We start from the raw sequence: 11,883 nt of genomic DNA on the forward strand, positions 1-11,883 counted from the left end.
CCATCCGACTCAGTGCGCCCGGCCCGGTCGCTGGAGCAACGGAATCGCCCGGCGCGCCGAACACTTCGGGCGCCGCTAGCTCTTCGGGCGCAGCACGGCCGCAATCACCGGGTACGCCGCAACCACCGAACGCGCCGCGCCCCCGAACGGCACCGCCGGCGACGGGCCGCCCCCAGCGGGGCACTCAATCGCAGCCGGGCACTCAATCCCAGCCGGGTCACCGTGCACGTCCCGACCTGACCCGCCGGCCGCCGACCCCGCCGTCAGCACCACCGCCCTCGGGACCCCCACCCGGCAGCGCGAGCGGGCCACAACCGGGACCGGGATCACCGCTGTCGCGTCGGCCCGAGCTCGACCAGACCGGCCAGCGTCCGCTGGCCGCATCGTTGAGCCCGGAGGAACGCTCTCGACGCGGTCGCCCGGCCCCCACCGAGGCACGTCCCGACCGCCCCTCCCCCATGGATCGTGGTCTGTCGCAGGGATCGTCGCGGCTGGTGCCGCCACGCGCCGTCAGTGATCCGACCACCGCGGACCCGACCGCCACGGCCGACGTCCCCGATCCGGCCGCACCAGGTCGTGCCGGACCCGATCGCGCGGGTGCGGCGTCCGCCGACGACCCGCGAGCCGCCTCGCCGGGCCGTGACCGGACGACATCGGATCGTCATGCCCGCGACACCGAGGATGATGATCGGATCAGCGTGCACGAGTTGCTGCGTCGCAGCCGCAGCGGCCAGACGGGCGACTGAGACCTCAGGGCTTGCGGCCGGAATCCTCCGGGCCCGCGTCCGTGCGATCGGGGTTCTCGCGGTCCGGCTCCGGCCCGTTGCGGCCGGCGTCCGCATCGTCGTCGCCGATCTCCTCGGCGAGTTGTTCGGCGTCGACGATCGCCTGATCGAGATGTAATCGATCCCAGATCGGCGGATCGGGTGCCGCCTCGAACCCCTTGTCGCCCTTGATCACCTCGGTCAGCGGGGTGCCGCGCAGATAGCGGATCGCGGTGTTGGCGAAGGCGATCACGGGCACGGCGAGCAGACCGCCGACGATTCCGGAGGCGACGATACCCGCGCCGATCCCGAGGACCACGGCAACCGGATGTAATCGCACCGAACGACCCATCAGGAACGGTTGCAGCACATGCCCTTCGAGTTGCATGACGCCGACGAGGATCGCCAGCACGATCACCGCGGTCAACCAGCCCTGGGTGACCAGCGCGATGATCACCGCGAGGGTCCCGCTGATCAGCGCACCGACGATCGGGATGAAGGAGAACAGAAAGATCACCGTGGCCAGCGGAAGCGCCAGCGGCACACGGAGAATCGCCAGGCCGATCCCGATGCAGACGGCGTCGACGAGCGCGACCACAACGGTCGCACGCACATACGCCACCAGCGTTCCGAAACCGGCGACCCCCGCCGCGACGACCTTCTCCCGGGAGCCGCGCGGGATCAGATGCGCGCAGAACTCCCAGATCTGACCGCCCCCGTAGAGGAAGAAGATCATCAGGAAGATCATCAACAGCAGGCCGGTGATCAGCTCGGTGGCGGTGGTCGCGGTGGCGAGTGCGCCGCTGGCGAGCTTTGCCTGATTGTGCTGCATCAGGTCGATGATGTTGTTGCCGAGATGATTGACCTGCGAGGGGTCGATATCCAATGGCCCGTTGGTCAACCACTTTCGCGTCTGGTCGACCGTCGCGACCACCTCATTGGTCAACTGCGGGAACCCACTGACGAAGGCCCGCCCGACAAAGGTCAGCACACCCGCGACCACGCCGAGCGCAGTGAGCATCACGATGACGACCGCCAGCGACCGCGGAACCCGACGGCGATTGAGGAAATCGACGGCGGGCACCAAGAACGCCGACAGCAGGATCGCCAATGCCAGTGGCACCGTGACCTCGTCGAACTTCTTGAACAACCGACCCACGACGTAGATCGCCGCCAGGATCAGCAGAAGCCGCCAACTCCACTCGGCCGCCTTGCGGACCATCGGATGTACCGACGACCGGTCGAGGTCGGCCATACCCCGACCCGGCTGGGACACACCTGGCTGCGACACACCTGGCTGGGACACACCTGGCTGGGACACACCTGGCTGGGACCCGTCGTCACCGTCGCCGGACGCGGAGCCCGCCGGGGAACCATCGTTCACAATTGTCAGCGTAGCGGTCGTTAGGGTGATGGCTATGTCATCGGAGCATCCGTCGGTCGGCGCGCATCCGGCATTGCGTCGCCGATTCTGGTGGCTCCGATGGGTATTGCTCGCGTTGGTGATCGCGATTCTCGCGGTCGAGGTGGTGCTGATCTGGCCGAAACTCGAGCAGGTCTGGCACCGAACCGGCGACCTGGACTGGGTGTGGCTGGTGGCGTGCATCGTCGCGGCCGTGCTCTCGATGGACAGCTTCGCCCAGGTCCAGCGAGCACTGCTGCGCTCGGCCGGGGTGCGGGTCCGGCAGCTGCAATCGCTGGCGGTCGTGCTGGCGGCCAACTCGTTGTCGCAGACAATGCCCGGCGGTCAGGTGCTGGCGCCTGCGTTCACCTATCGCGAAACCCGCAAGTGGGGTGCCACGCCGGTCGTCGCGTCCTGGCAGGTGGTGATGTCGGGATTGCTGGCGGGCGTGGGTCTGGCCGTCCTCGGGTTCGGCGGCGCGGTGCTCGCCGGCGCCAAGACCAACCCGTTCTCGCTGATGTTCTCCATCGTCGGCTTCGTCGCCGTCGCGCTCGTCCTGCAGTACCTGGCCACCCACCCCGAGTCGCTGCAGTCCACCGGCGAACGGGTTCTGGGCTGGTACAACCATCTGCGCAACAAGCCCGAGGACTCGGGTCTGGAGCGATTCAACGAGGTCCTCGAACAGCTCCGCGCGGTGCAGTTGACCCGCCGCGACACCACCATCGCGTTCGGCTGGAGTCTGTTCAACTGGGTCACCGACATCGCCTGTCTGATGTTCGCGTGCTGGGCGGTCGGCGTGCACCCGTCGATCTCGGGGGTGATGGTCGCCTACGCCGCCGGCAAGGCGGTGGGCACCGCGGTGCCGCTGCTGCCCGGTGGGATCGGTGTCGTCGATGCGGTCCTGGTGCCGGCGTTGACCACCGCGGGCATGCCGGCCGCGGACGCGCTGACCGCCGTGCTGGTCTATCGGATCGTCAGCTACGTGTTGATCGCAGCCGTCGGATGGGTCGTCATCCTCGCGAAGTTCCGGACGGGCATCCGCGACAAGGGCGAACTCGAGGCCACCTACGACCGCGAACGCGAGATGGTGATCGACGAGCTCGAGGAGCAGGACGAGACCGGCACATCCGACCACACACCGCGCGCCGAGGGCCGCCCGGATCCTCCGAATGACGGAGCGAGTTCGGCCTGACGAGGATTTCGGGCTACCGTGGATGACCATGTCGAGTCCTGACATGGCCACCAGGGGGGCCAGGTCCCAGTCACAGGCGTCTGCACACGTGCAGTTGCCGGTCACCGCACTCGTCGACATCGTCGCCGTATCCGTGTTCGTGCTGATCGGACGGGCCTCACACCACAACGGTTTCAACCCGCTCGGTGTGGCTCAGACGCTGTGGCCGTTCCTCGCCGGGACAGCGGTCGGCTGGTCGATCGTCTACGTCTACTCCCACGTCCGTTCCAGCGATTGGTTCGGTCGCGACTTCCGCCCGGAGCGCCTGGCACCGGCCGGGTTGGCCATCTGGTTCTGCACCGTCACCGTCGGCATGATCCTGCGGTATCTGCTCCACGAGGGCACCGAGGTGAGCTTCATCATCGTCGCCTCACTGTTCCTCGGCCTGGTGCTCCTGGGCTGGCGGGCGCTGGCAGCTCTCATCCTGCGGCGCACGGCGACTGCCGAACCACCCCGACCGGCCGACGCCGCGCAGTAGCCGGCCACGATCGGGCCTCGGTCCACACCGGGTCGCGGTTGATGACTCAGTTGATCCGGAAGTACTTCTGCGCCACCTGCAGTGCTGCGGTCCCCGACTTCGGCCCCTCGGTGTAGACGACGATGACCTTTCCGCCCTGGACGCCGACGAACCACCCGGGACCCTCGGGCCCGTTGGTGCCGACCAGCGCACGCAGCCCGGGAGCGCTGGTGAGATCACTGGCGTCGCCGGACTTGGCGGTGCTCGTCATCGCGGCCCAGATCGGAGTGGTCAGCCCGGCATCGAGATTCCCCAGCGACCCGCCGGCAACCTTGGTCGGCACACCGTTGATGACGTAGGGCGCCACCGAGCTCATCGTGCCCGACGCACTGCGCGCCATCGCCACCCCGAGCGCGGCCATGTTGGTCATCGACATCCGCGACGCCGCCGACTGCAGATCGATCGTCGCGACGCCCGACCCCTGGGTCGGTGCGCTGGCGCCGGGAATGGTGAACTGCACGCCCAGGCCGAGCCGATCGAGCACCTGATCGGTGGTCTCCTGGTTCGCGCGGGCCGACTTGTCGACGGCGGCGAGCACCGGGTCGAGGGTGGTGCCGACGGGGTAGGCGGCGTCGAGGTTGTTACCCCGGTCGGCCGCGTAATCATTCTGTGCCACACCGAGAATCGCCCCGGTCTTCGCGTCGAGCGCCATGATCGTCGCCGGCTGGCCGACCTCGACGGCGGCGTCACCGAGACTGAGCTGGACGCCCTGATCGACCGAGGTGGACACGGCAGGTCCGGGCGGGCCCTGCTCTCCGTCGAGCCGCTGCGGGGCCAATCCCGGCCCGACCATCTGCACCTGCCAGCCGGCGGTGGCGTCGCGGATGGCCTGCCAGTAATTGGTCAGACCCGCCTCCAACGGTGAGGACAGGCGCCGATCGGCCATGACGAGCATGCCGGCCTTGCGCACCGTGACCCCGGGCACCGACGCCGGGTCACGACTGAGAACAGCCATGTCGGAGTTGCGCAGGGTGACCGCGGTGATGGCCTGACCCGGCGTCTGGGCCAGCTTCTGATTGATCACCGAGGTGGTGATCAGGGGGGCGATCGGGGCGAGCGCGTTGGCCAATGCCGCCGCAGAGGCGTTGACGTTGCGGGTCTGGGTGGGGTCGAGGACGATCTCGTTGACCGGCTGCAGATACATGAAGGTCTTGCCGGAGCGGCTGGTGACCGTCGGCGCAGGTGTGGCATCGGTGCGGATCTCCCGCAGGTTGCCGCCCGCGGGCAGCCCCGGATAGATCACGCCCGGGTCCCAGGTGACCTTCCACCCGGTCGACAGGTGCCGCGCACCGCCGGAGGTGGTCGAGGTGAAGCTGTGGTCGGCGTCGAACTTCCACGTCGTCTGCAGGGAGAACGACGCGGTGCCGTCGCTGTATTCGACCGGCTTGCGGACCTCGACGTCGACCTCACGGGCGTTCATCGCCTGGAAGGTCTGGGTGAAGGACTCACCGGCCTGGCCGGGTGCGGTGGTCAGCGACGCCGTCGCCGCCGCGTCCTGGCGTCCCCACGCGGCGGCGAAGGCATTGATCGCCGACTTGGCACCGGTGTCGGGGGTCGGTGCGACCAACTCCTTGATGCCGAATGCGGCCGCACAGATCAGCACGACGCACGCGGCCAGCACCGCCCACTTCACACGAGAACCCATAGTCACAATTTTCACTCTAGTCACACGCGATTTCGATCCCGTGGGCTTGCAGTCGGGATTCGGACCGGTCACGATCGTGTCTCGTGCCGCGGTTTTGTCGCGGGCGACCGTCTTCGTCAGTGACACGACGCCCTTGTCGGGCGCGCCGCCCGTCCTGCTGTCGCGTGCGGTGGGTGTCGCGATTGTCGACGTGGACGACCTGGGCTGGGTGTCGGCGCGCGAGTGCTTGGCAGTACGCACGGGGTCTGGACGCACGGGGTCTGGACGCACGGGGTCTGGACGCACGGGGTCTGGGCGCGACGCCGCAGCGGACCGAGTACTGGATCGCGGGGGCATGTCACCCGCGCGGGGGCGAGGCGCTTGCCGCCGGGATGGCCCGACCGCCCGCTCCGCGGCCGAAGCTCCGGATACCGCACGCCTGTTGACGGCGGGTGGGCGGCCGGGGGCGCGGACCGGCGTTCTGTCGTCGACGCGGCGATCGCGGGGCCCGCGAGGTACGGGCCGCACCTCGGCTTCGTCGTCCGCGGCGCGATGACGACCCGACGGCGACCGTGGCGAGGGCTGCGGAGTGCGGGCAGCGCGGGACGGGCCCGAATCCGTGCTGTTCTCGGATGCCCATAATGGGGTATGGGCTACACGGTCATTCGGGCCGGAGACAGGAGCCTGACGGCGACCGCCTGGCTCACCTCCTACCATTGCTTCTCCTTCGGGGATCACTATGATCCAGCCAACACCCATCATGGTGCCTTAATTGCATCTAATGAAGAATTTTTAGCGCCCGATTGTGGTTTCGGATCACATCACCATCAAGAATCCGAGATCGTCACATGGGTGAGCTCGGGCTCTCTGGTCCACCGCGACTCCGCGGGGCATGCGGGCGTGGTGGTCCCCGGTCTGGCCCAACGCATGAGCGCCGGACGCGGTATCGACCACTCCGAGCGCAACGACCCCTGGCCCGACCTTCCGGGGTCGGGTACATCGACCACGCACTACGTGCAGATGTGGGTCATGCCCGACAGTCACGGTCTGTCCCCCTCCTACGCCCAGCGCGACATCTCCGCGGAGCTGTCCACCGGCGCCCTGGTGACGGTGGCCTCCGGCGATCCCACCCACGAGGCGGCCATCTCGATCGCGAACGCCGGCGCGACACTGTATGCCGCCCGCCCCTCGGCGGGCTCGACGATCCGGCTCCCCGGGGCACGGTTCACCCATCTGTTCGTCGTCACCGGGTCGGCGGATGTCTCGGTGGACGCCGACGACCCGCAGGCACCCATCGAGCTCGGCGCCGGGGACGCCGCACGCGGAACCGACGTCGACGACGCGGAGCTGACGGCCGGCGAGAACGCCGAGATCCTGTACTGGGCGATGAACTCGGCACTCGGGGAGTTCTGAACTCAGCTTTCGAAGAGTTCTGAGCCGATCGCCTGTTTTCAGTCATTTCTCCAGTAGCCGCGCTCGCTGACCTGGGCTTTTGCGGTCGAGCTACTCGCCGGATGACTGAAAACAGGCGAGAGGCAGGGCGGCCACGTCGGACTGACCGCACTCATCCGATGTTTCTCGCGAACACCCGTGATCCCTACCCGACCATGCCGGCTGACGGATCGCGACGGCGGTGACAGGATGGAACGCGTGACTGTGTCGAATACTTCTCTCCCCGCTTCCGGACTGGACCTCGACTGGGTCGACGACGCCGTGCGCGTCCAGGACGACCTGTTCACCCACGTCAACGGCAAGTGGCTGGAGTCCCACACCATCCCCGAGGACCGATCGGTCGACGGTGCCTTCCACGTGCTGCGCGATCGCGCCGAGGAGAACGTCCGCGACATCATCGTCGAAGCCGCCGAATCGAATCCCGAGAGCGGCACCGACGCCGCCAAGATCGGCGATCTCTACGGCTCCTTCATGGACACCGAGCACATCGAAGCGCTCGGCATCGGCCCGATCTCCGGCGAGCTCGAGGCCATCGCCTCGATCTCCGACGTCAGTGAGCTCTCCGCACGCATGGGTCGGCTGCAGCGGCACGGCGTCGGCGGGCTCTTCGGGTTCTACGTCGACACCGACGCCCGCCAGTCCGACCGCTACCTCGTGCACGTCGTGCAGTCGGGACTCGGCCTGCCCGACGAGTCCTACTACCGCGAGGACAAGCACGCCGCGACGCTGGACGCCTACCGGGCGCATGTGGCGCAGATGTTCACCCTCGCCGGCTTCGACGACGCCGACGACCGGGCGGCCACGGTACTGCGTCTGGAGACCGCGATCGCCGGCCACCATTGGGACGTGGTCCGCCGTCGCGACGCGGAGCTCACATACAACCTGATGAGTCTCGACGAGTTCGGTTCCGCGGCATCGGGTTTCGATCTTCACTCGTGGTTCGGCGGTCTGGGCACGGTCGGCGACACCACGTTCGCCGAGGTGGTCGTGGGGCAGCCGTCCTTCGTCACCGACGTCTCGGCGCTCGTCGCCCAGGCCCCCTTGTCGGACTGGACGACCTGGTTGTCGTGGCGGTTGCTGCGCACAGCGGCGCCGTATCTGTCCTCGGCATTCGTCGACGAGAACTTCGATTTCTACGGTCGCACCCTGACCGGCGCGGAGACCAATCGGGACCGCTGGAAGCGGGGCGTGGGCTTCGTCGAGAACGCGATGGGCTTCGCCGTCGGACGACTGTATGTGGCCAAGCATTTCCCGCCCGAGGCCAAGGCGCGAATGGACGAACTGATCGGCAATCTCGTCGAGGCCTACCGTCGCAACATCTCCGAACTGGAGTGGATGACCCCGGCCACCCGGGAGAAGGCGCTGACCAAACTCGGCAAGTTCACCCCGAAGATCGGCTACCCGGCGCATTGGCGGGATTACAGTGCGCTGACCGTCGATCGTGGCGATCTCATCGGAAACGTCGCGCGCGCCGCGTCTTTCGAGCAGGATCGGGAGTTCGCGAAGATCGGCGCACCGGTCGACCGCGACGAGTGGTTCATGACGCCGCAGACGGTCAACGCCTACTACAACCCGGGGATGAACGAGATCGTCTTCCCCGCGGCCATCTTGCAGCCACCGTTCTTCGATCCCGATGCCGACGACGCCGCCAACTACGGCGGCATCGGCGCGGTGATCGGCCACGAGATCGGCCACGGGTTCGACGATCAGGGCGCCAAGTACGACGGTGACGGCAACCTCGTGAACTGGTGGAGCGACGCCGACCGCGCCGAATTCTCCACTCGCACCCGCACACTCATCGATCAGTACAACGAGTTCACACCCGAGGGTCTCGACGAGAAGTACAAGGTGAACGGCGAGTTCACCATCGGCGAGAACATCGGCGACCTCGGCGGGTTGTCGATCGCGCTCGTCGCCTACGATCTCGCAACCTCGGGGACCGACGTGCCGGAGATCGACGGCCTCACCGGAACCCAGCGGGTGTTCTACAGCTGGGCGCAGATCTGGCGCACCAAAACCCGTGAGGCCGAGGCCATCCGCCGACTGTCGATCGATCCGCACTCGCCGCCGGAGTTCCGCTGCAATGGGGTCGTCCGGAATATCGACGCGTTTTACGAGGCGTTCGGCGTCACCGAGGGCGATGCTCTGTTCCTCCCGGACGCCGACCGTGTCCGGATCTGGTGAACCGCATCGCCGTCGGCTGATCGGCGGCCACGAGGTCACCCGCCTCGAGATGGCCGCCGGCGTGGTACGGCCGATCGCGGCGGGTGTGATCTTGCTGTTCGGTTATTTCCTGTTGCCGATCAACGCCGCGAGCAACTCCAAGGCCCTGGGGTTCCTGGTCGGTGTTGCATTGCTGATTGCGTTCTGCGGCTACGAGATCCACCACTTCCTGCGGTCACCGTACCCGGTGGTCACCGCCCTCGAGATGTTGGTGGCGCTGGCCACGTTCTACGTGATCGCCTTCGCGACAATGTATTTCATCTTCTCCGACTATGATCACGGTAGTTTCACCGAGAAACTCACCCGGATCGACGCGCTGTACTTCAGTCTGACGGTGTTCACGACCACCGGATTCGGCGACATCGCTGCCGTCGCTCAGGAAACCCGTGTCGCGGTGTCGATCCAGATGGTCAGCACCTTTGCCCTACTCGGCCTCGGAATCCGGTTCCTGAGCCTGCTGGTCAGTGCACGACGCAAACCGACCGGCCACGACGGGCCGGTCGGTTAGCGCGGTGTCGAACTTCGGTGCAGGTCAGTAGTCGTCGTCGCCGTAGACGATCATGCCGCGAATGTTCTTGCCCGACAGCATGTCGTCGTAGGCCTCGTTGATCTGATCCTGTCGGTAGGTTGTGGTGATCAGATCCGAGAGGTTCAGCCGCCCGGCCCGGTACTCGCGCAACAGGTTCGGGATCTGGGTACGCGGTCCGGTCCCGCCGAAGATCGCACCCTGGACCCGCTTCTGCAGCAGGGTCAGCTCGAAGAGGTTGAGCTTGACGTCCATCGAGGCGAAGTTGCCCATGCCGGTGACGACCACCTGGCCGCCCTTGCCGGTCAGGCTCAACGCCGGCGCGATGATGTCACCGAAGATCTCGCCGACCGTGATCACCGTGGTGTTGGCCATCTTGCCCCAGGTGATCTCGCCCAGAACCGGAGCGGCCTCCTCGATCGAGGCGAAGGTGTGTGTCGCTCCGAGCTTCTCGGCCATCTGCAGTTTGAACGGCACCGGGTCGATGGCGACCACGTAGCGCGCGCCGGCCGCGGCCGCACCCTGGATCGAGTTGATCCCGACGCCGCCGATGCCGATGACGACCACCGTGTCGCCGGTGTGGGTGTCGCCGATCTCGACGGCCGATCCCCATCCGGTGGCCACACCGCAGCCGAGCAGCGCCGCCTCGCGCAGCGGGATGTCGTCCTCGATCTTGACCAGCGAGGCCTCGTTGACGGTGATGTAGGGCGCGAAGGTGCCCAGCAGACACATCGGCGTCAGTGGCGTCCCGTCGGCGGTGTGCAGGCGGTGGGTGTCATCGGAGATCGACAGTCCCGTCAGCAGCCGTGCGCCCTCGTCGCAGATGTTCTGCAATCCCCGCGAGCACGGTTCGCAGGTGCCGCAGGCCGGGATGAATGCGGTGACGACGTGATCACCTTCGGCCAGCCGCGTCACACCCGGACCGACCTTGGTGACCACCCCGGCGCCCTCGTGTCCGCCGAGCACCGGCATCGGTGCCGGGCTGTCGCCGGTGCGCAGGTGGTGGTCGGAATGGCACAGCCCGGACGCGGCCAAGCGCACCTGGACCTCGCCGGCGACCGGGTCGCCGACCTCGATCTCCTCGATCTGCCACGGTTGTCCGGGTTCGCGCAGGATCGCGCCCTTGGTCTTCATGGTTCTGCCCCTTTCTCGGCACAGTCAAATGCCCCGGTCGCCATCGTCGTCCATCCATGCACGCCTCGGCATGGATTTCGTGAGATAGGTTCCGCCGCAAAACATCTACACAGCAACCGGCGTCGTCGTCACCGCGATCGGTACGCAAGTACCGACGCGGACGGTTCGCCGGGCACCAGGACCCCTCCGATCCCGCCGCGGCACCGAATGGCTTCCGGACTCGTGAAAGGATGACCGCATGGCCAGTTCGGAAATGCCCGACTCTCGACCTTCCCGGCGCTCGTTTCTGCGCTGGCTGATCCCGGCCCTGCTGATCCTGGTGTGGCTGATCATCGGCGGGGGGCTCGGGCCGTTCGCCGGGAAGCTCGCCTCGGTCTCGACCAACGACAACACCGCGTTCCTGCCGGCCTCGGCCGAGTCGACCCAGGTCAACGATCAACTGTCCCGGTTCCAGGACACCACCGAGATCCCGGCCATCGTGATCGCGGTCCGCGACTCGGGGATCACCGCCGCCGACCGCGCCTACCTCACCGAGCAGACCCAGCGACTGCAGGGCAAAGAGGGCTTCGCATCGGCGTTCTCGCCGGTCATCGGCTCCAAGGACGGCAAGGCCGCCGAGGTCTTCATCCCGATCTCCACCAAGGGCGAGCCCGCCGACACCGTCAAGACGTTGCGGGACTCGCTGGCCAATCCACCCAACGGCCTCGAGGTCAAGGTCACCGGCCCGGCCGGGCAGGTCGCCGACCTCGGCGAGGCGTTCGCCGGCATCGACGGTCTGTTGCTGCTGGTGGCCGGTGCCGTCGTCGTGCTCATCCTCGTCGTCGTCTACCGCAGCCCGATCCTGCCTTTCGTCGTACTCATCTCAGCGGTCTTCGCGCTCGGTCTGGCCTCCGGGGCGGTGTACTTCGCCGCCGATCAGGGCTGGCTCGAACTCAACGGACAGAGCCAGGGCATCCTGTTCATCCTGGTCTTCGGCGCCGCCACCGACTACGCGCTGCTGCTGGTGTCGC

Annotated in this window: 10 protein-coding genes; 7 read left to right on the top strand and 3 right to left on the bottom strand. The window is 67.3% G+C overall.

Annotated elements, in window-relative coordinates; all coding sequences use genetic code 11:
• The first annotated feature begins 458 nt into the window (after positions 1–458).
• Positions 459–746 carry a hypothetical protein gene (locus B1964_RS31205; RefSeq protein WP_253194133.1) on the top strand — a complete coding sequence of 96 codons (288 nt, stop codon included), beginning with the start codon at positions 459–461 and terminating at the stop codon, positions 744–746.
• A gap of 4 nt (positions 747–750) precedes the next feature.
• Here the strand turns inward: B1964_RS31205 and B1964_RS22800 are convergent, their stop codons facing one another.
• Positions 751–2,019: an AI-2E family transporter gene (locus B1964_RS22800; RefSeq protein WP_253194134.1), complete on the bottom strand. Its 1,269-nt coding sequence runs from the start codon at positions 2,017–2,019 to the stop codon at positions 751–753.
• Positions 2,020–2,182: 163 nt separating this feature from the next.
• Here B1964_RS22800 and B1964_RS22805 point away from each other — a divergent pair, with 163 nt between their 5' ends.
• A complete protein-coding gene (locus tag B1964_RS22805; RefSeq protein WP_079931389.1) occupies positions 2,183–3,358 on the top strand; it encodes a TIGR00374 family protein in 1,176 nt (391 codons plus the stop codon).
• Positions 3,359–3,386: 28 nt separating this feature from the next.
• Complete coding sequence (locus B1964_RS22810; RefSeq protein WP_253194135.1) at positions 3,387–3,875, top strand: DUF3054 domain-containing protein; 489 nt, start codon at positions 3,387–3,389, stop codon at positions 3,873–3,875.
• A gap of 46 nt (positions 3,876–3,921) precedes the next feature.
• Here B1964_RS22810 and B1964_RS22815 read toward each other — a convergent pair whose 3' ends face one another.
• On the bottom strand, positions 3,922–5,559 hold the full coding sequence (locus B1964_RS22815; RefSeq protein ID WP_079931391.1) for an NTF2-like N-terminal transpeptidase domain-containing protein: 1,638 nt from the start codon (positions 5,557–5,559) through the stop codon (positions 3,922–3,924).
• Positions 5,560–6,186: 627 nt separating this feature from the next.
• Between B1964_RS22815 and B1964_RS22820 the strand changes: the two genes are divergently transcribed.
• The 3 genes from B1964_RS22820 (at position 6,187) to B1964_RS22830 (ending at position 9,721) form a co-directional block, all read left to right on the top strand.
• Complete coding sequence (locus B1964_RS22820) at positions 6,187–6,951, top strand: pirin family protein (protein ID WP_079931392.1); 765 nt, start codon at positions 6,187–6,189, stop codon at positions 6,949–6,951.
• A 228-nt stretch (positions 6,952–7,179) separates the two neighbouring features.
• Positions 7,180–9,174 carry a M13 family metallopeptidase gene (locus B1964_RS22825; RefSeq protein ID WP_079931393.1) on the top strand — a complete coding sequence of 665 codons (1,995 nt, stop codon included), beginning with the start codon at positions 7,180–7,182 and terminating at the stop codon, positions 9,172–9,174.
• Positions 9,158–9,721, top strand: coding sequence for a potassium channel family protein (locus tag B1964_RS22830; protein WP_240524086.1), 564 nt, complete (start codon positions 9,158–9,160; stop codon positions 9,719–9,721). The genes B1964_RS22825 and B1964_RS22830 overlap by 17 nt, the downstream gene beginning before the upstream one ends.
• A 24-nt stretch (positions 9,722–9,745) precedes the next feature.
• On the opposite strand, the gene B1964_RS22835 is transcribed toward B1964_RS22830, so the two are convergent.
• The gene (locus B1964_RS22835; RefSeq protein ID WP_006369386.1) at positions 9,746–10,873 is read right to left on the bottom strand and encodes an NDMA-dependent alcohol dehydrogenase; all 1,128 of its coding nucleotides are present in this window, start codon (positions 10,871–10,873) and stop codon (positions 9,746–9,748) included.
• Positions 10,874–11,111: 238 nt separating this feature from the next.
• On the opposite strand from B1964_RS22835, the gene B1964_RS22840 reads away from it, so the two are divergent.
• Positions 11,112–11,883: MMPL family transporter (locus tag B1964_RS22840; protein WP_172398932.1), on the top strand; the 772-nt coding region annotated here is incomplete at its 3' end.

This window comes from Gordonia sp. i37 (assembly GCF_002043085.1).
Taxonomy (GTDB): domain Bacteria; phylum Actinomycetota; class Actinomycetes; order Mycobacteriales; family Mycobacteriaceae; genus Gordonia; species Gordonia polyisoprenivorans.